This is a genomic window from Paenibacillus ehimensis NBRC 15659, assembly GCF_004000785.1.
GTDB classification, from domain to species: domain Bacteria; phylum Bacillota; class Bacilli; order Paenibacillales; family NBRC-103111; genus Paenibacillus_G; species Paenibacillus_G ehimensis.
Window position 1 is genome coordinate 62137 of the sequence record NZ_BILX01000011.1, and the last position, 18940, is coordinate 81076.

23 protein-coding genes are annotated in these 18940 nt (G+C 54.7%); 6 read left to right on the plus strand and 17 right to left on the minus strand.

Translation table 11 applies throughout. From position 1 onward, the window contains the following. Positions 1-47 precede the first annotated feature (47 nt). The 3 genes from PEH01S_RS08970 to purT all read right to left on the minus strand — a co-directional run bounded on the left by PEH01S_RS08970 (position 48) and on the right by purT (position 2598). Positions 48-323 carry a hypothetical protein gene (locus PEH01S_RS08970; protein ID WP_025844419.1) on the minus strand — a complete coding sequence of 92 codons (276 nt, stop codon included), beginning with the start codon at positions 321-323 and terminating at the stop codon, positions 48-50. A gap of 67 nt (positions 324-390) precedes the next feature. Further along, positions 391-1179, minus strand: coding sequence for a TIGR00266 family protein (locus PEH01S_RS08975; protein ID WP_025844418.1), 789 nt, complete (start codon positions 1177-1179; stop codon positions 391-393). A 228-nt stretch (positions 1180-1407) separates the two neighbouring features. After that, entirely contained in the window at positions 1408-2598 is a 1191-nt protein-coding gene (gene purT, locus PEH01S_RS08980) for a formate-dependent phosphoribosylglycinamide formyltransferase (protein ID WP_025844416.1), read from the minus strand. Positions 2599-2841: 243 nt separating this feature from the next. Between purT and PEH01S_RS08985 the strand changes: the two genes are divergently transcribed. Next, on the plus strand, positions 2842-3159 hold the full coding sequence (locus tag PEH01S_RS08985) for a winged helix-turn-helix transcriptional regulator (protein ID WP_025844414.1): 318 nt from the start codon (positions 2842-2844) through the stop codon (positions 3157-3159). Continuing rightward, the gene (locus tag PEH01S_RS34520) at positions 3156-3317 is read left to right on the plus strand and encodes a hypothetical protein (RefSeq protein ID WP_164827746.1); all 162 of its coding nucleotides are present in this window, start codon (positions 3156-3158) and stop codon (positions 3315-3317) included. The genes PEH01S_RS08985 and PEH01S_RS34520 overlap by 4 nt, the downstream gene beginning before the upstream one ends. 173 nt (positions 3318-3490) lie before the next feature. On the opposite strand, the gene PEH01S_RS08990 is transcribed toward PEH01S_RS34520, so the two are convergent. Continuing rightward, positions 3491-3673, minus strand: a complete 183-nt coding sequence (locus tag PEH01S_RS08990; protein ID WP_127484949.1) for an aspartyl-phosphate phosphatase Spo0E family protein — start codon at positions 3671-3673, stop codon at positions 3491-3493. Positions 3674-3864: 191 nt separating this feature from the next. Here PEH01S_RS08990 and PEH01S_RS08995 point away from each other — a divergent pair, with 191 nt between their 5' ends. Then, the gene (locus PEH01S_RS08995; RefSeq protein ID WP_025844411.1) at positions 3865-4575 is read left to right on the plus strand and encodes a response regulator transcription factor; all 711 of its coding nucleotides are present in this window, start codon (positions 3865-3867) and stop codon (positions 4573-4575) included. Between the two features lie 118 nt (positions 4576-4693). Here PEH01S_RS08995 and PEH01S_RS09000 read toward each other — a convergent pair whose 3' ends face one another. The 8 genes from PEH01S_RS09000 to PEH01S_RS09035 all read right to left on the minus strand — a co-directional run bounded on the left by PEH01S_RS09000 (position 4694) and on the right by PEH01S_RS09035 (position 10839). Next, positions 4694-5434, minus strand: a complete 741-nt coding sequence (locus PEH01S_RS09000; protein WP_164827748.1) for a YhcN/YlaJ family sporulation lipoprotein — start codon at positions 5432-5434, stop codon at positions 4694-4696. 80 nt (positions 5435-5514) lie between these two features. Beyond that, complete coding sequence (locus PEH01S_RS09005; RefSeq protein WP_036712126.1) at positions 5515-6030, minus strand: hypothetical protein; 516 nt, start codon at positions 6028-6030, stop codon at positions 5515-5517. 16 nt (positions 6031-6046) lie between these two features. Then, positions 6047-6694, minus strand: coding sequence for a trimeric intracellular cation channel family protein (locus PEH01S_RS09010; RefSeq protein ID WP_025844408.1), 648 nt, complete (start codon positions 6692-6694; stop codon positions 6047-6049). A gap of 5 nt (positions 6695-6699) precedes the next feature. Next, positions 6700-7779, minus strand: a complete 1080-nt coding sequence (locus tag PEH01S_RS09015) for a Gfo/Idh/MocA family protein (protein WP_127484951.1) — start codon at positions 7777-7779, stop codon at positions 6700-6702. A gap of 134 nt (positions 7780-7913) precedes the next feature. After that, positions 7914-8573, minus strand: a complete 660-nt coding sequence (locus PEH01S_RS09020; RefSeq protein WP_025844404.1) for a response regulator transcription factor — start codon at positions 8571-8573, stop codon at positions 7914-7916. Then, positions 8574-9962, minus strand: a complete 1389-nt coding sequence (locus PEH01S_RS09025; protein WP_127484953.1) for a sensor histidine kinase — start codon at positions 9960-9962, stop codon at positions 8574-8576. Positions 9963-9983: 21 nt separating this feature from the next. Then, on the minus strand, positions 9984-10367 hold the full coding sequence (locus PEH01S_RS09030) for a kinase-associated lipoprotein B (protein ID WP_127484955.1): 384 nt from the start codon (positions 10365-10367) through the stop codon (positions 9984-9986). Between the two features lie 25 nt (positions 10368-10392). Further along, a complete protein-coding gene (locus tag PEH01S_RS09035; RefSeq protein ID WP_246062849.1) occupies positions 10393-10839 on the minus strand; it encodes a thioredoxin family protein in 447 nt (148 codons plus the stop codon). A gap of 54 nt (positions 10840-10893) precedes the next feature. Between PEH01S_RS09035 and PEH01S_RS09040 the strand changes: the two genes are divergently transcribed. Beyond that, the gene (locus PEH01S_RS09040; protein ID WP_025844395.1) at positions 10894-11118 is read left to right on the plus strand and encodes a hypothetical protein; all 225 of its coding nucleotides are present in this window, start codon (positions 10894-10896) and stop codon (positions 11116-11118) included. A 106-nt stretch (positions 11119-11224) separates the two neighbouring features. On the opposite strand, the gene PEH01S_RS09045 is transcribed toward PEH01S_RS09040, so the two are convergent. The 3 genes from PEH01S_RS09045 to PEH01S_RS09055 all read right to left on the minus strand — a co-directional run bounded on the left by PEH01S_RS09045 (position 11225) and on the right by PEH01S_RS09055 (position 16003). Beyond that, the gene (locus PEH01S_RS09045) at positions 11225-12838 is read right to left on the minus strand and encodes an ABC-F family ATP-binding cassette domain-containing protein (RefSeq protein ID WP_025844393.1); all 1614 of its coding nucleotides are present in this window, start codon (positions 12836-12838) and stop codon (positions 11225-11227) included. 153 nt (positions 12839-12991) lie between these two features. After that, positions 12992-14908 (minus strand): ABC-F family ATP-binding cassette domain-containing protein, encoded by a 1917-nt coding sequence (locus tag PEH01S_RS09050; RefSeq protein WP_127484957.1) that lies wholly within the window; start codon positions 14906-14908, stop codon positions 12992-12994. A 33-nt stretch (positions 14909-14941) separates the two neighbouring features. Then, on the minus strand, positions 14942-16003 hold the full coding sequence (locus tag PEH01S_RS09055) for a M42 family metallopeptidase (RefSeq protein WP_127484959.1): 1062 nt from the start codon (positions 16001-16003) through the stop codon (positions 14942-14944). An 87-nt stretch (positions 16004-16090) separates the two neighbouring features. On the opposite strand from PEH01S_RS09055, the gene PEH01S_RS09060 reads away from it, so the two are divergent. Then, positions 16091-16420: an ASCH domain-containing protein gene (locus tag PEH01S_RS09060; RefSeq protein WP_025844389.1), complete on the plus strand. Its 330-nt coding sequence runs from the start codon at positions 16091-16093 to the stop codon at positions 16418-16420. A 133-nt stretch (positions 16421-16553) separates the two neighbouring features. Continuing rightward, the gene (locus tag PEH01S_RS09065) at positions 16554-16985 is read left to right on the plus strand and encodes a DUF2269 family protein (protein ID WP_025844388.1); all 432 of its coding nucleotides are present in this window, start codon (positions 16554-16556) and stop codon (positions 16983-16985) included. A gap of 23 nt (positions 16986-17008) precedes the next feature. On the opposite strand, the gene PEH01S_RS09070 is transcribed toward PEH01S_RS09065, so the two are convergent. Both PEH01S_RS09070 and PEH01S_RS09075 read right to left on the minus strand, forming a co-directional pair. After that, the gene (locus PEH01S_RS09070; RefSeq protein ID WP_127484961.1) at positions 17009-17299 is read right to left on the minus strand and encodes a Dabb family protein; all 291 of its coding nucleotides are present in this window, start codon (positions 17297-17299) and stop codon (positions 17009-17011) included. Positions 17300-17347: 48 nt separating this feature from the next. Further along, the gene (locus PEH01S_RS09075) at positions 17348-18907 is read right to left on the minus strand and encodes an ABC-F family ATP-binding cassette domain-containing protein (RefSeq protein ID WP_025844384.1); all 1560 of its coding nucleotides are present in this window, start codon (positions 18905-18907) and stop codon (positions 17348-17350) included. Positions 18908-18940: the final 33 nt, after the last annotated feature.

Here is an 18940-nt window from a genome sequence, read left to right on the forward strand (position 1 = left end):
ACCCGTGAACAATAAAAGTCCACGGGTCGTTCGAACGGTCCGTCGGGTTAAGCTTGCGGAGTACCCGCCAAGTCAAGCGCTTGAGACGAAATGTTTTCTTTGAACTTGGACATGCAGTTGCACAAAAAGTCTTTGCGGCAAATCGGGCAAGGCTCCTTAAGCAGCCGGTTAATATGGGTTGGCGTGACGTTGCCTGCCGGGTCACGTTCGTAAATAAGACGGCAAACCGTCCGATCCTTCAGTTGTGCTACGATTTCGAACAATCCGTTTTTCGGATTGTGACTGACGATTTTGGCATCGATGACCTGTGGTTGGTACGCCATCTACAGCACCTCTTTCAACGATATAGTGAGCGGCAAAAAATAATCGTATTATCAATCATATCGTTTTTTAACGGTCGCCGTCAAGCAGATTCCCGAGACCGCCCAAAATGCTGCCTTCCTCCTTGCGCCCGCCGGTCCGCGCCGCGCTCATCACCCGGTCCGCCAACCGGCTGAACGGCAGCGATTGAATCCATACCCGGCCCGGTCCCCGCAGCGTGGCGAAGAAGAGCCCTTCGCCGCCGAAGATCGCCGTCTTGATGCCTTTGACGAATTCGATGTCGTAATCTACATCCTGCGTCATCGCAACCAGACATCCGGTATCCACGCGGATCATTTCGCCCGGACCCAGCACTTTCTCATGAATCGCTCCGCCCGCGTGAACGAACGCCAGACCGTCGCCTTCAATCTTCTGCATAATGAAGCCCTCGCCCCCGAAAAATCCGGCGCCCAGCTTGCGCTGAAACTCGATGCCGACCGAAACGCCCTTCGCGGCGCACAGAAACGCATCCTTTTGGCAGATCAGCTTGCCGTTCAGCTCCATCAGATCCATCGGCAAAATGCGGCCGGGATAAGGAGATGCAAAGCTGACGCATTCCTTGCCCGAGCCCCGGTTCGTAAACGCGGTCATGAACAAGCTCTCGCCCGTGAGCAGCCGCTTGCCAGCGCCGAACAGCTTTCCGACGAAGCCTTTGTTCTGCTCGCTCCCGTCGCCGAAAATCGTTTCCATCTGGATATTCTGGTCCATCATCATCATTGATCCGGCTTCGGCAAAAACGGTTTCTCCCGGGTCCAGCTCGACCTCGACAAACTGCATTTCCGAACCGACAATCCGGTAATCAACTTCATGTGCATTCATGGACTATCTCTCCTTTAGAGGGGTTATACCCGTTGTCAAAATGATGGACTGCTGAAATCCGGCGGGCAGGAGCCGCTGCGCAGGCGTTTCGTCCTTCCGTCCTGCTTGTCCCGATCCGTGACCCGCGGGATACGCCGACGCTCATGCGTATGCCTTCCGGTACGGCCGTGTACTCTATGAACCGTATGGGATGTTATACGCACATCCGGACGCTGCGGTTTCGCGGCCTCAGGCCTTGTCCGTCCCGTACTCGATACGCAGGTGCGAAGCGGCTTCCTTGGCCTGCTGGCGGGCAGCTTCCACCGTCTCCGCCGAGCTCAAAGCAACAGCCATGCGCCGGCCCGGCTTCGTCTCCGGCTTGCCGAACACGCGAACTTGGGAATTCGGGACCGCCAGCGCCTGTTCAAGCCCGCCTATGCGAAAATCCGACGTTTCCCGGTCCGCCTTCAGCGTGTAAGAGGCCGCAGGTGTCAGCAGCCGCACATTCGGGATCGGGAACCCAAGGATCGCCCGCACGTGCAAGGCAAATTCGGACAAATCCTGCGAGGCCATCGTCACCATTCCCGTATCGTGCGGACGAGGGCTCACCTCGCTGAAGTAGACCTTGTCCGGCGCAAGGAACAATTCCACCCCGTAAATGCCGGCGCCGCCAAGCGCTTCGGTGATCGCTCCCGCCACCCGCTGCGCCTCTGCGATTTGAGCGTCGCTCATCGCATGCGGCTGCCACGATTCGATGTAATCGCCGTCCTTTTGAATATGGCCGATCGGGGCGCAATACGTCGTTCCGGAGACGGATCGGACAGTAAGCAAGGTAATTTCCGAATCGAATCGGATGAATTCTTCCACGATGACGCGGGTCTTTTTGGCCCGGCCGCCTTCCATGGCGTAGTTCCAGCAAGCTTCCGCGTCTTCCGGCGTGCGGCAAACGCTCTGCCCTTTGCCCGATGAGCTCATAATCGGCTTGATGACGCACGGCGTCCCGATCGTCGCGACAGCCTCTTGCAGCTCCTCCAGGCTGTCGGCGAACGCGTACTTCGCCGTCGGTAAACCAAGCGTTTCCGCGGCCAGCCTGCGGATGCCTTCCCGGTCCATCGTCAGCCTCGCTGCGGTTGCCGTAGGCACGACACGGTAGCCTTCGCTTTCCAGCTCCACCAAGGTTGGCGTCGCAATCGCTTCGATCTCGGGCACGATAAGATCGGGGCGTTCGTTCTCAATGACTTGGCGCAGCTCCCCGCCGTCCAGCATGTTGACGACATAGGATCGGTGCGCTACCTGCATAGCGGGCGCATTGGCGTAACGGTCGACCGCGATCGTTTCCACGCCAAGACGCTGGGCTTCAAGAATGACCTCCTTGCCCAGCTCGCCTGCTCCCAGCAGCATCATTTTTTTCGCGTTCGTCGATAACGGTGCACCGTACATGGAAGGTTCCCCCTGAATGATGGTATGATTTTCATGAAAGTCCTATCGCTGTTATACTTTACTTTATTCGAATTTTCAACTCTAATCTGCGACGAAAAACGACAAAATTCGTTCGAAGCCAAGAAAAGCCCCGCAGCGTCTGGGACGAACGGAGCTGCTGCCAAAGCAAGCAAAAACGAAACAAAAAACTTACTTTTGTCAAGTAACTTATGCTAAAATGAACATTAAGAAGAGGTGAAAACGATGGCAGAACATCCGCATCATTTATGTCCCAAATTCGAAGCCGCCTTTGAAATTTTAGGCAAGCGCTGGACCGGTCTGATTATCCGGGCATTATTGGGAGGTCCGTGCCGCTTTAAAGATATCTCCGAGATGATTCCCGGAATGAGCGACCGCATGCTTGCCGAACGCTTCAAAGAGCTGGAGGCCGCCGGATTAATCAGCAGGCACGTCTACCCCGAGACGCCGGTCCGGATCGAATACGAATTGACAAGTAAGGGAAAAGCACTGGAACCAGTTATGAATGCCGTTCAAAAGTGGGGAGAAACGTGGGTCGAATGACCCCGTTTCTTGTCATGCCCTCCCATGCTACAATGGAAGAGGCGTTAATCGTGGTGGACAAGCTCGGTCGTCCAGGTGACCGGGGAATAGAACATACGGTGCCCGCACTGCGGGCATTTGATTTTCATGTCCAGCTCGTTCAAGCCGTTCATAAATAACGCAAGCGAAAAGGACGATTCATAGTCGACCGTCCGAAGCCATCTCGTTATGGGACATCACTGCAGCTCGAAGCATTGCAGCAAGCACGAACTTTGTAAGCGCTGCTCATGGAAAGGCGCATCCTTCCAAAAAAGTAACTATCCTTCTTTGGCATGGCCTCCTGTCGACGATTTTATACGGCGGTTTGCCTGGCCGACTGCGGCGGGCGCATGGCAAGCAAAATGAGCTCGTCGAGCTCCATGCTTTTATGTACGACTTCCGGATCGGTCAACAAGCAGCCTTGGCCGGTAACCAAAGCGTTCAACTCTTCGATACAGTTGCGAATTCGGCGTTCCAACTGTGCATGGATCAGCATCGGTATACCTCCTTGGCTTTGTTCGTGTAAACGAACGGCCGTCCGTTTCCGTGCCGGTTTCTTCGCTTCTTCAGGCTCTCTATGTCTTTGATTATGAAGGACTTTCATTAAAAAAGTAGCAGCCGCATATTTGATTTTTATTAGGTTTCTTAACATTTATCTAATACTTCATTTCGTCGAGGTGGCACGTCATGTCTAGAGTATTGCTGGTTGAGGATGATCAAAGTATTGCGGATATGATATCCATTTACTTGAGCGAAGAAAATTATACCGTGTATTGCGCAGCCGACGGCAAGCAGGGCAAAGAATTGTTCAGCCAGCATGAGCCGGATGTCGTTATTCTTGATTTGATGCTTCCCGATACGAACGGCATCGAGCTGTGCAAGCACTTTCGCACCGTCTCCAACGTACCGATCATGATCGTTTCCGCCAAAAGCGAGGTATCCGAACGCGTCAACGCGCTGATGATCGGTGCCGACGATTATTTGTGCAAGCCGTTCAGCATGCGGGAGCTGGCCGCGCGCACGAGTGCGCTTCTGCGCCGCTCCGCCTTAAACCAAACGTTCAAACCTGCGGCCGCGGACCCTGTGCCGACGGAAACGAAGGACATCGTCCTCGACTTGGAAAAGCGGGGCATCTACTTGCACGGTCAAGCGGTGGAAACGACCTATTCCGAATTTGAAATCATGAAAAATTTCTGGCTCCATCCGGGCAAAGTATTTTCAAGAGAAGAGCTGCTGAACAAAATTCGCGGCATTGATTCCTTCGTGACCGAACGTTCGGTAGACGTACACATTACCAATCTTCGCAAAAAAATCGAGGCGGATCCCAAAGAGCCCAAATATATCAAAACCGTATGGGGCGTCGGATATAAATTCGAAATGCCAACGAGGGCCAATTAACCAGGACCAACGGCTGAGCCGTCCTGAAACTTAGCATTTTGATCGACAAAAAAATCCGGCCGGGCACGCAACCTTGTCAAGCGTTGCGACCGGCCGGATTTTGCATCCGGCGAAACCGTTATTTGCGCGTATTGGCATCGTCCGGAAATACGTGCTGAGTCAAAGTGTTGAACTCGTTCACATAATTGCTCATGGTGCCGCGCTCCTGCTCTTCCTTCGCATAGAAGCGGACACGCTGGACGAAATTCGGGTTGGCCGATACGTATACCTGCTGAATATTGGTTGGCGCCATCGACATGACGAGCTTGCGGATTTCATCGGCCTTTCCGGTCGACAGCCCCCCGTTTTCCGTCCACGAATACCGGCTCGGCCCTTTATCCGTTCCTCCGAATATCCCGACCCCGCCTTTAGACGTCACCTGATACCCCAGCATGTCCGGCGACGCCTCGGCTTCGGGGCTATGCCCGTCCAAAACGACTGCCACATAGCCGTTCACTTCCGTCAGCAGCACTTGGGCCTCACGGACACCGGAGACGCCCTTCACCCGCTCGGCGATCTGCGGTGCGAATGCCATCGTTCCCGCCGAGTGCCGGTTCGTCATGTCGAGCTGCTTTCGTCCGCTGTATTCTATCCCTTGCCGGCTCTGCTGCTCGTCTACCCAACGCTGCTTCACTCCAAGCGACCCGTCTTCGTTATTGCGGGAATCGCGGTCATACAGGGCTTGCTGCCGGTAATCCTCCAGCCCGCCGCCGGGCCGGCTGGCCTGCGGCCTGTTCCCGCCGCACGCGCTTTGCAGCAGCAAGCAGCCGGCTGCAGCGAGCAGAAGCAGCCCCTTTCGGTTTATCGCGGTGTTCATCATCCTGTCGTGTCCCTCCTGTAGACCTGCCCTCGTAAGGCTCACGCTTAGGATGAATCACCCGCCGGAAAATATGCGCAGCGCTACTTCTTTTCGCTATTGTCCGGATTTAGCCGCTCCAGCAGCTCGCGGACTTTTTGTTCCGATACGTCTCCCGCTTGCTTGAAGCGCGCAAGCTGCTCCGCGATGTCGCGGCCGATCGCTTCGTGCTCGGCTTCTGCCGCCGCATAGCCAGGGTCGAACCATACATACTCGCCTTCAGGGCCGTTGCGCAGAAACGGCTTGCCCCAGTGGGCCGGATAATCGTAAGGCGCTTCTCCGAATAAAAAACCGAGCACCTCGTCGCTTTCCAGCGGCATCAAATGGTGGAACGATTCTTCCTGCGCGGCCTCCGGTCCCGCCGGGATCGCGGCTAAATTCCGGTGCAAGTAGGCGTAATGCAGGTAGTGCTCTCCCGTCGCCTTGTCTTTGGCGATCTCATACAGTTCAAGCGCATCTTCTTTCAACACGCGCACGGAGTCGAGCCGCTCCCCGATTTCTTCGCCCGGGATACGCTTCCGGCTGCTCCAGGACGCCTTCGGATCGTTTGCTTCCGACATTATGCTCTTAGCCTCCTCAGCTTTCTTTGAGCGGCCGTTCCTCGTCAAGCCGCAGCGTACGCCGCGGCAGCCGCCATTTGTACAGCACCGACAGCATCCGCAATATAACGATAATCGCAAATAGACCGAGCAGCGGCCACGAACCCTGGAACCAGCCGATCCCGATCAGAAATCCCGCCAGCATCCCCCAGACCGCATATATTTCGTCACGCAATACAAGCGGCTTCCGTCCGGCCAGCACATCGCGGATGATCCCGCCGCCGATCCCGGTCATCATCGCAGCGACGATGACCGCGCTCAGCGGAGCATGCATCTGTACCGCATACAGCGCGCCTTGAATGGAGAATGCCGACAAGCCGACAGCGTCGAACAAAGATTCCCACGTCTTCCAACGGCGAATCCAGATGACCGGAACGATAAAAACAAGAAACGCCGCTATAAGCGCCGTTTTCAGATAAAGTCCCTGCGTCCATAACGTGTTGACCGGAATGCCGATCAGCAAGTTCCGGACGACTCCGCCGCCGAACGCCGTCACAAAGGCCAGCACAAAAACGCCCAGAATATCGTACTCTTCTTCCATGGCAACGACCGCGCCGGAAATAGCGAACGCGATCGTGCCGATGATGCTGAATAATTGCAAATTCATCTGAAGCAGTTCATCCATAAGGGTTAATCCAAGCTCCAATCCAGCGTAACGAGTTGACCCGTACGGGACGACTCATAGATCGCTTCCAGCACTAAACTGTTCGTCAGCCCTGACATCGCAGACGTAAGCGGCTCGCGGTGGTCGCGGATACAATCGAGGAAATGGCGGCTCATCCGCTGACGAGGCCCTTCATCATTCGAATCCACCGTCAGCTCCACGTCGGCGGTCCGGTCGAACAGCTCGGTATGCAGCGTTCCGCTTCCTGCTCGCAGGGAAGCGCCTCCCTCGGAGCCCATCAGGTAAATATAAGGCCCATTATCGATAAAATCGGTATTGGCAGCCCAGCTTACATCAAGCGACAGCGTGCTGCCGTTATCCAGCTTGATAAGCGCGGTCGCCAGATCCTCCACGTCATAAAAGCCGTTCCAGTCCGGCTTGCCCCAAGTGCCGATGCCGCGCTTCTTCGGTCCGAATTCGGCATACGTCGTCCCGAAGACCGAGACCGGCTTCGGACTGCCCATCAAGTGCAGCGACAAATCCAGCATATGCACGCCGATATCGATCAGCGGTCCGCCGCCGGATTTATGCATTTGCGTAAACCAAGTGCCCCAGCCCGGAATTCCTTTACGGCGCAGCCAGCCGGTTTTTACGTTATAGATGCTGCCGAGCGCGCCCTTGTCGATTTGTTCCTTTACCTGCATATTAAGCGATTCCCAACGCATCTGATGCGACATCATCAGCACTTTGCCCGACTTCAGGTGCGCCTTGACGATTTCTTTGGCGGAAGCCGCATTGACAGCCATCGGCTTCTCGAGCAAAACGTGCTTGCCGGCTTGAAGCGCTTCGATGGCAATGGGGGCATGAGCATCGTTCGGGACGGCGACAATCACCGCATCCAGGCACGGGTCCTGCAGCAATTCCTGATAGGTTGCGTAAACGTTCGGAATGTTGTATTCCTTCGCCCGTGCGATCGCCATAGGCTGGTAGACGTCCGTTACGGCCGTGACGGCGGCATCCGCGATTTGTATAAATTCCTGAATATGTACGTTGCCGATGTTGCCGGCGCCGATGACGCCGATTTGTATTTTGTCGTTTGCGCTCATGCGTTAGGCTCCTTCGCTGACGGTTTTCTATGTTCTCAAACAGTTCCACTATACCACAAACTTCGTTCAAGGTGTAACGCAAAAAGCGGCGTCCTTCCGGTTTTTACGCCTGTGGCAGCCGCTTTTCGGGCAGCTTACAGAATGCCCATATCTTTTGCTTTTTGAGCCGCTTCCTTGCTGCTTTTCCCGCCCAATTTCTTCAAAATGTTCCCAACGTGCACTTTTATCGTCCGGATGGAGACAACGAATTTATCGGCGATTTGCGTTTGGGTGTGCCCTTTTTCGATCAGGTCGAGCACTTGAATTTCGGTCGGTGTCAGCAAATTTTTCAGCTCTCTCACCCGCACCTCATGCTCAAGCTGCTTCAACCGGCGGAATTCTTCCCGCATCTGTGCGGCGACGCTCGGGTGGATGGAACTCCGGTTGGCGTACGCACTGCGGATCGTCTGCGGAATCTCCGTGAAGTTGGACTTCACCATATAATCGACGGCGCCGGCCTTGAACGCTTCGAAAATGATTTCTTTTTCCTCCATCGAAGAAAGCATCACGACGCGGGCCCCGCTGCACTTGACGATCTCCGCCGCGGCCCATAGCCCCTCCGGACTGTCCGACATCATGACGTCCATCAGAACGACATCCGCTTCCGTCCTCTCCAGCAGCTCGACAGCCGCTTCGCCGGAAGAGGCTTGACCCACCACCTCGATATCCGGTTCCTTCTGCAAATAGCTGTGCAGGCCGCGCAGCCAGTCCGGATCGTCCTCGACGATGACGACGCGAATCGCAGGGTGCTCCATTTAAATTAACTCCCTTCCCGCCGGAAGACGCTTTTGCTTCGGAAACTGCATGAAAACGCTCGTTCCCTGGCCCGGCTTGCTGTGAATGTTCATGGTCCCTTTATGCTTTTGAACTATAGTATAACAATAAGACAGTCCCAAGCCGAAATTCATTTTTTTACCGCTTTTGGTCGTGTAGAACGGATCGAAGACGCGCTTGAGCTGCGACTTATCCATTCCTGCGCCCGTGTCCTTGACTTCCGCAACGACCTTGCGCTTCGTTTCGGTCAAGCGCACGGTCAGGACGCCTCCGTCTGGCATCGCTTCGATGGCATTCGTCAGCACGTTGGTCCACACCTCCGCCAGCTGCGCCCGGTCGGCGGCAATCCGCTCCTCCGTCAAATACTGCTCGCGAACCTCGACCTTATTCAGCTCCGGAGCCAGCGTACGAATGCACTCCCTCATCAGCTCGCGCGGGTCCAACTCCTCCAGATGAAGCTTTATCTCCTGGGTTTGCCCTTGAATGCGGTAGATCATATCGTAAATATGCTGCGAAGCGGCCAAAATGACTTCCATATCCTGCACCACTTGAGCCGGGTCCGTTTGTCCGGCCGCCGCTTCAGATTTGATTTTATCGCCGAACAGCCGGATTTTGCCGACATCGTTCTTGATTGCATGGTTCAGAATCGATGTTCCGGACGTAATCGCGCGCAGCGTATAATCGAGCTTCTGGTTCCGTATCGAGATTTGCAAACCCATGAACCCGTAGCGGAAGCTCGATCCGACAATAATCGCCAGGGTGAGTGCGATGAGCCATGTATTATAGCGCCACCATTCGTATAAGCCAAAAAAGGTGGGCAGCAAATAAAGCGTAAACAAAGCGAATACCAGTGTCGGCGCAGCCGCGGCCGTTGTCAGCATCCGGCTGCGCCGGAGAAACGAATTTTTCTCCTTCAGAAGCGCCATAAGCAGCAAGCCGGCCCCTGCCACAATATACGGCGCCGCCCAAGGAGTGACAAAGTAATACGGGATCGGCTCGCCGGGTTTCGGCTCGAGTACGAAGGAACAAGCAGGCAGTACCAGCAGCGCCCACGGAATCCATCGTTTCCACGGCCACACCGGATAATCCGGGTAGTAAACGATCGCGAACATCAAAAACGTATAAGGCAAGCCGTAGTAGCACATCAGCGAACTGGCGAGCTCGGCTTTGGCAAGCAGCACCGCAACAGGCATCGTCAACAGGCCGCGGTCAAACAAGTAAGGCACGAGATCGTCCGCGATCACCGCCGACAGTCCGCCGCAGCCGCCTGTAAAAGCGATGCTGCTGATCCATTGTGTCGTCGCCCGCTTCGGATCGGTGACGATCAGCAGCAGTCCGATCGTCCATAGGCCGATAAACACAAACAGCATGACAACCCGATCCCTTCCGTCTTAAGCGTACTCTCCTTCGAGCCGGTCCAGTTCTTCGAGACACCGCTCGGCCCAGCGAACCGTCCGCAGCAGCTGCTCGCGCTCCTGCGCCAAGGCCTGCCGCAGCGATTCGCGGTATTCCGGCACCGTCCCTTGGTACGGCCGGACCGTGTTCGGCGGCATAAGCGCTATCTCCTGATAGGCCAGCGCGCGCCGCTGATGGAAAAACGGCACATCCGGGTCCATCGGATTGTGCAAATCCCCTTGCGTCGGGTGTTTCACGACCGCGGCAATCTTGACGGCGACTTTACCGGAAGGCGACAGCTCGACCACCTCGCCGATGTAATCGCCTGTTTTGTAGGAAGCCCGGACCATCGTTCCGGGAGTTAACACGGATTCCAGCATCGTATAGATACGACTCCCTTCCTTGTTAGAGGTCAGAATGGGTTCTTGCCCCATTCGTAGTAACGTTCATCCAGCGGTGCAGCTCCTGCACATCGTCGAAGCGGTATTTTTTGTCCGTCGTCCCCCGCTGCCATCGCACCAGACACGGCACGCTTTCGATTTTCCAATTTCGCGCAAGCTGCGGTGAGAAATTAATATTGCAGCGGCCAATGACCGTCCGCGGATTCAAAGCCGCGACGACTTCCAACATCCTCTCCCCAACCTTACATGTCCCGCACAAAGGAGTATAAAAGAAAACGTACCGCGGTTCCGGAGAAGCCTTTTCTTCGTCCGTTTTCTCGGGGTGTTGGAGAGATTCCCGTTCGGCGGCTTCGGTCGGAGCGGCGGGCCATGCGAGCAGTTCTTTTTCGGACCATTCCTCCAGCGTCATGGATGCAATCTCTCCCGTCTCGTAATTGCTTGTTGCTTCCAATGGGACCTATCCAGTAGAATGGAACTATCCAGGGTATAGGGCAGGTGTTAAACGATGTCGGACACAACGAACCAAAATTCGAATGAGCAACCGCAATCCGCCGGCGAGCCTAAAAAAGTAAGCTTGGCAGATGCGATTAAAAACAAGCTCGCACAAAAAAAGCAAGCCCAGCACGACGCTAAAGCCAACGGCCAACTGCGTGCCGGAAACGCGTCCGTGATGAAAAGCCAAAACAACAAAAAGCCGAACAACCAACGCCGGCGTACCGGCGGAAGCTGACCGGCCGCGATTGGAAAAGAAGGATGAGCACAGCCTTTTCAGGCCTGCGGCTCATCCTTTTTTAAATTATTCGGAACAGTTGGCTCTGACAAACTCGGTATGGCCATTAAGCGTAGAGCAGATCGCGCTGCTTCTTAATCTCGTCGTTCTCCAAGTATTCGTCATAGGTGATGACCTTGTCGATCAGGCCGTTCGGCGTAATTTCGATAATCCGGTTTGCCACGGTTTGCACGAATTGATGGTCATGGGATACGAATAAAATCGTACCGTCGAAATCCATCAGTCCGTTGTTCAACGCCGTGATCGATTCCAGATCCAAGTGGTTGGTCGGCTCATCCAGAATGAGCACGTTGGCGCCGCTCATCATCATTTTGGACAGCATGCAGCGCACTTTTTCGCCCCCGGACAGCACGCTTGCTTTCTTAAGCGCTTCTTCGCCGGAGAACAGCATGCGGCCAAGGAAGCCGCGGATATAAGACTCGTCTTGATCCTTGGAATATTGGCGCAACCAGTCCACCAGGTTGATGTCCGTATCGAAATAAGCCGAGTTGTCTTTCGGGAAGTACGCCTGCGTTGTCGTCACGCCCCAGCTGTACTCGCCGGCATCGGCTTCAAGCTCGCCCATCAGCACTTGGAACAACGTCGATTTGGCGATCCCGTTCGGTCCGACGAAGGCAATTTTGTCGCCTTTGTTCACCGTAAAGCTGATATTGTTCAAAATCAACTGGCCGTCGATCGATTTGCTGATCCGGTCCACTTGAAGCAATTGCTTGCCTGCTTCCCGTTCCGGAGTAAATTTGATAAACGGGTACTTCCGGGTCGAAGGCTTGATATCCTCGAGCGTCAGCTTCTCCAGCAGCTTCTTACGCGAAGTCGCCTGCTTCGACTTGGAAGCATTCGCGCTAAAACGCTGAATGAACGTTTCGAGCTCTTTGCGCTTCTCCTCGACCTTCTTGTTGGCCTCGCGCTGCAGCTTCAAAGCGAGCTGGCTGGACTCGTACCAGAAGTCGTAGTTACCGACGTACAGCTGGATTTTGCCGAAGTCGATATCCGCAATGTGCGTGCACACCTGGTTCAGGAAGTGACGGTCATGGGATACGACAATGACGGTGCCTTCATATTTGGCAAGGAAATTTTCCAGCCAGTTGATCGATTCGATATTCAAATGGTTCGTAGGCTCGTCAAGCAGCAAAATGTTCGGGTTGCCGAACAGCGCCTGTGCCAGCAAGACGCGGACTTTTTGATTGCCGTCGAGCTCTTTCATTTTGAGATCGTGCAGCTCCTTGGAAATGCCAAGTCCGATCAACAGCTCCGCCGCATCCGATTCCGCCTGCCAGCCGTCCAGCTCTTGGAATTCGCCTTCCAGCTCGGCCGCACGCATGCCGTCCTCTTCGGAGAAATCCGGCTTTGCATACAAAGCGTCTTTTTCTTCCATGATTTGGAACAAACGCGCGTGTCCCATCATGACCGTTTTGAGCACGTCCACTTCGTCATATTCGAAATGATTCTGCTTCAGAACCGCCATACGCTCGCCCGGGGTGATGCTGACTTCGCCTTTATTCGGCTCCATTTCGCCGGACAAAATTTTCAGGAATGTCGATTTGCCCGCGCCGTTCGCGCCGATCAAACCGTAGCAGTTGCCGGGGGTAAACTTAATGTTTACATCCTCGAACAATGCGCGTTTACCGTATCTTAAGGTGACTCCTGTTACCGTAATCATCTGTTTAAAACCTACTTTCGCGATAGAATAAAGCGATCAGCCCATGTAAATCCGCTTCCGAACGTATATTATAGCATAAATTGGCGCGTCTTCCCACTGGATGTTATTTTTCGTGCCGCCCATATCGGCAAGATGCGCCGATGAAACGCTTCGTTACTTGTTTTGTGCGATACGCTCTACCAGCTCGGACAGCTCGGTCCAGCGCTCCATCGCTTCCTCCAGCCGCTGCGTCAGCACCTGCTCCTCCTGAAACAGCTCTTGCGCTTTCGTATAATCGCTACCCGCGTTCCCGATGTCCTGCTTGACCTGCGCCAAGCGATCCTCGAGTCCGGCGATTTTATCCTCGATTTCGTCCCATTCCTTCTGCTCCTTGTAGGAGAGCTTCCGTGGACGATTCGACTCGCGCTGCTGCGGCTGCTCCGTTTCGCCGGCCGCTTTGGTTTCGCGCCGCTCCTCGGCTGCCGCCTGCTTTTCTCTTCGGGACGCTTCCAAATATTCCGTATAATTGCCGAAAAACCTTCGGATGCGGCCATCCCCTTCGAACACGAACAGATGATCCGCCGTCCGATCGAGAAAATAGCGGTCATGGGAAACGGTAATGACCACGCCTGGGAAATCCTCCAAGTATTCCTCCAAGATGGTCAGCGTTTGGATATCGAGATCGTTCGTCGGCTCGTCCAGCAAAAGCACGTTCGGCTCGCCCATCAGCGTGCGCAGCAGGTACAGCCGACGCCGTTCGCCCCCGGACAGCTTGCCGATCGGCGTCCATTGCTGGGCAGGCGTAAACAGGAAGCGCTCGAACATTTGCGCCGCCGTAACCGATTCGCCGTTCGAGGTTCGCACCACCTCGGCAGCTTCCTTAATATAGTCGATCGCCCGCTGCTTCTCGTCCATTTCAACGCTTTCCTGCGTGTAGTAAGCCAGCTTCACGGTCGGTCCGGTTACGATGGAACCCGCATCCGGCTCCAGCCGGCCGGCCAACATGTTCAAAAACGTCGATTTGCCGGTCCCGTTCGGTCCGATAATGCCGATGCGATCTTCGGGCAAAACGATATAGCTGAAATGGTCGACGATTTTACGCTGCTCGAACGATTTGCTGACATCTTCCAGCTCCATGATCTTTTTGCCGAGCCGGCTCGCTCCGAGCGAAATGTCCAGCTGTGCGGCTGGTCCGTCCACCTTGCGGTCGCGCAGCTCGATGACACGGTCCACACGCGCTTTCTGTTTTGTCGTCCGGGCTTTGGCGCCCCGCCGAAGCCACGCCAGCTCCCTGCGCAGCAGGTTTTGCCGCTTGTCTTCCTCGGCCGCCTCGCGCTCCAGCCGCTCGGCCTTCTTCTCGAGAAATGCGGCATAATTGCCCTCATAGCTGTACAGCTTGCCGCGGTCCAGCTCGAAGATCCGGTTCGTCACCCGGTCGAGAAAATACCGGTCATGCGTCACGAGCAGCAGCGCGCCCCGCCACTTCGCAAGAAACTCTTCCAGCCACTGCACCGTTTCATGGTCGATATGGTTGGTCGGCTCGTCCAAGATGAGCAGATCCGCAGGGTGAATCAGCGCCCGTGCCATGGCGACCCGCTTGCGCTGCCCGCCGGAAAGCGTGCCGACCTTTTGGCCGAAATCGCGGATGCCGAGCCGGGTCAGTACGGTTTTTGCCGTCGTGGAGGCGTCCCAAGCGCCTGTCGCATCCATGCGCTGCTGCGCGGCAAACAGCTTCGCCTGCCGTTTCTCGTCCTCTGGGGCAAGCTGCAGCTCGGCAAGCGCCCATTCGTATTCCCGCAGCGCCTGCATCATCGGCGTATCGCCGTAAAACACCTGTTCAAGCACGGTCGAGTCGGGATCGAACGACGGATTTTGCGGCAAATACTCCACATGGAAATCGTTCGCATGAATGAGCTTTCCTCGCTCCGTCGATTCGAGTCCGGCCATAATTTTCAGCAAGGTCGATTTGCCCGTGCCGTTCACGCCGACAAGACCGATCCGTTCTTTTTCATTAATCTGAAAATGAATACCGTCAAATAAAACTTTTTCGCCGTAGCTTTTATATATATCTTCCACCGTGATGATGTTCAAGCGGATTCAAGCCTCCTCGCCGCTGCTTGCGGTTTATTGATTGCCGTAAGGTTCGGCGGGCTCCATAACATAAGCGGCAAGCAGTGAAGCCGTGTTTCGCACGGCATCCTTATGCGTCCGCTCCATCGCATGGGAAGCGTGAACGCCCGGGCCGATCAAAGCGGCGCGAATGTTGCTTCCGCCGCGAAGCGCGGCGGAAGCATCCGACATGTACTGCGGGTAAATATCGACCGCGTAGCTCAGTCCGTCGCGTTGCGCCAATTCGATCAGCTTCGATGTCATTGCGTAATCGTAAGGCCCGGACGAATCTTTGGCGCAGATCGAGACGTCGAATTCCGTACAATTCAAGTCTTCTCCCATTGCGCCCATGTCGACGGCGAGCACCTCGCTGATGTCCCCCGGGATCCAAGCCGAGCCGTGGCCAACCTCTTCATATACGCTGATCATAATCTTAAGCGTGCAGGAGGGGACGATAGCCTCGCGCTTAAGCAGCTCAAGCAATCCGAACAGCGCGGCAACGCCCGCTTTGTCATCCAAGTGGCGGGATTTGATAAAGCCGTTCTCTTTAAATTGGGTGCGCGGTTCAAAGGAAATGATATCTCCCGGAGCAATACCGAGCGCTTTGACATCGTCCGCCGTCTTAACCGGTTCGTCCAGACGCACCTCCATGACCGCTTCCTCCCGCTTCAAATCGCGCGCATCCGGAAAGACATGCACCGAGGGCTTGGTCGTCAAAATCGTACCGTCATAGATTCGTCCGTCACGGGTATGAACACGGCAATATTCGTTTTCGACGGAGCCCATCATGTAGCCGCCGATCAGTGTAAACCGTAGCGTGCCGTTGCTCTTAATGGAGCGCACCATCGCTCCCAGCGTATCGACGTGGCCGAACAAACCGATTACCCGGTTCTTCTGCCGGCCTTCGACCGTGATAATCCCGCAGCCCTTGGGCGTGATGCTGATCGGGTACCCCAGCTTCTCCGCTTCGGCGGCCAGCTTGCCCATAATCCCGCTGCAAAAACCGCTCGGACTCGGCGTAGAGAGCAGCATATCCAGCACCTGCATCATATAGGTTTCGTTTATATCCCATTTCATTAGGATTTGCCTCCGTTCGTTTGCTTCTCAAATCATTTTAAGGTAAGCTACGGAATGGATCTAATAACCAAGGAGGTACATATCAACATGTCTCAACCATTGCCGCCGAAAACCTGTAGTATCGACCGTCTGGTCACCGTTCAAGAGGATATCGAGAAAGTGCTCCGCGGAGAAAAAACGGCTACCCGCCGTAACGGGCGTTACGCCGATCCGGGCGAGATTATGGAGTTGAACGGCCGCCGCTTTGAGGTGACGAACGTCTATCAACAGTCGCTCGGAGAGCTGACCGACGAGCACGCAAAGACGGAAGGCTACGAGACGGTCGAGGCCTACAAAAATTATATTTTGTCCCTGCATGCAGGCATGCCGTGGCTACCGCACATGAAAGTGTGGGTCCACGAATTCCGCGCCGTGTAATACGGCAAAAACAGTGTAGCCTCGGTACTTGCCGCGGCCTCCCCGGTCAAGCCGGGTCCGCTTGCTGCAGGTGCCTTTGCTACACTGTTTTTTCTCTTACGATTTTCAGCTACCGCTTGGAGGTGTGTTGACCATGTATTCGTGGCTCGTATTCATTCATGCCGTCAGTGCCATGGTATCGATCGGGCCGTTCTTCGTACTGATACCGATGCTTCGCAGATTAAAAACCGCCGATGGCGATCTGTTGCACTCCTACCTCGATTCCTTCCGCTTCGTCGTTCGATTGTCCAAGCATGCCGGGCATGTGCTCGTCGCTTCCGGACTGCTGCTGATGTGGCTTGGCGGTTGGCCATGGACCACGCCGTGGATTTTTGGCACGTTCGTCGTCCTGTTCGCATCGCTCTTGTTCATGGCCCGCGCATTCTCCCCGACGATCCGCAAGCTGCGCGAACCGGAACACGACCGTCAGGCGCTTCTCCGCAAGCTTAGCCGGTCGCTTTATTTATATTTGTTCGTATTATTCGTCATGCTGTGGCTCATGATCATGAAGCCGATGTTATGGTGACACCTTATGGAAGCTATCCGGAATCAGCTTTGGAAATCGACGCAAATGCTGGTTCCGTCAAGCACCTGCTTCATGTGCGCCTTCACTTCTTCATGCACCGGGTGCGTATCGTACGTTTTCAAGTCTTCAAGGGAATCGAATTTCGTAACCAGTGCAATATCGTAGGAACGTTCCAAGTGAAGCACGTCCATTCCGACTTCCAGATGGCGAAGCACCGGGATTTTCCCTTCCATGTTCGCCAGAACGTCATACGTGCGCTTGACCGCTTGCGGGCTGCGGTCTTTTAATTTGAACAATACGATATGAGTAATCATCGATTCCAGTCCCCTTTTCAAAATCGAATTTATCGGCTGCTTCTGTCCTTACCTGCTTGCTTTGGCGGCGGACCATTCCTCGACATTCCATACTTTCGTTACCCAATCCTCGTAAAAATCGGGCTCGTGGCATACAAGTACGATCGTGCCTTTGTATTCCTTCAGCGCTCGCTTCAGCTCGTCTTTGGCCGCTACATCCAAATGGTTCGTCGGCTCGTCAAACGCAATCCAGTTGCTCTCGTGCATCAGCAGCTTGCACAGCCGAACCTTCGCCTGCTCGCCCCCGCTCAAGCTGCTCAGGGGCCGGGTAATATGCTCGTTCTTAAGCCCGCACCGGGCTAACGCAGCCCGAACCTCATGCTGATTCATATGGGAGAATTCATTCCACACATCGTCGATCGGCGTCAAATTCGGCGCTTTCACTTCCTGTTCGAAATAAGCAGGATACAGAAAATCGCCCAAAAACGTGGAGCCGCTGAACGCCGGGATTTTGCCCAAAATCGTCTTCAACAACGTAGACTTCCCGACTCCGTTGCATCCCACGACAGCGATTTTATCGCCGCGTTCAATCGTGACATTCATTTTAGGCAGCAGCGCATGCGTATAGCCGATTTCCAGATCCTTGCCTTCGAACACAATACGTCCGCTAGCCCGGGATTCCCTGAACACAAAGGTCGGTTTGACCGCCTCCTCGGGACGGTCGATCCGTTCGATGCGATCAAGCTGCTTTTGCCGGCTTTTGGCGCGTCCCGACGTCGAATAACGGGCTTTGTTACGCTGAATGAAATCTTCCTGCTTTTTAATAAACTCCTGCTGCTTCTCATACGCGTCGATATGCTGTTGTTTATTGATATCTGCCATCTGCAGAAATTTTTCGTAGTTGGCGGTGTAACGCGTCAGCTTGGCAAATTCCAAATGATAAATGACGTTTACAACCTTGTTCATAAACTCGGTATCATGGGATATGAGCATGAAGGCATACGGATAGTTTTGCAAATAGTCCGTCAGCCAATCGATATGCTCGACGTCCAGGTAGTTGGTCGGCTCGTCAAGCAGAAGCACCGTCGGCTGTTCCAGCAAGAGCTTGGCCAGCAGTACCTTCGTCCGCTGTCCTCCGCTAAGCTGAGCCACGTCGCGGTCCAATCCGATCGCATCAAGTCCCAAACCGTTCGCCATCTCCTCGACCTTCACGTCAAGCAGATAAAAGCCGCTGTTTTCCAACCGGTCTTGAATCTCGCCCATTTGCTCGAGCAGCAGCTCCAACTTGTCCGGGTCGGCGTCGGCCATCTGTTCGGTGATCCCATTGAGCTCCTGCTCCAGTTCAAATAAAGGCAGAAACGCGTCCTTGAGCACTTCGCGGACCGTTTTACCCGGTGTCAGCTTCGTATGTTGATCCAAATAGCCATAATTTACTTTGGGGGTCCATTCGACTTTCCCCGAATCCTTCAATAAATTGCCGGTCAAAATATTCATCAGCGTCGATTTTCCGACGCCGTTGGCACCTACTAACCCAACATGCTCCCCTGGAAGCAGGCGAAACGAAACATTTTTAAACAATACCCTGCCACCAAAGCTGTGGCTTAGTTCTTCCACCGTCAACAAGCTCATGTAATTTCGGAATCTCCTGTCTATGAAAATAAT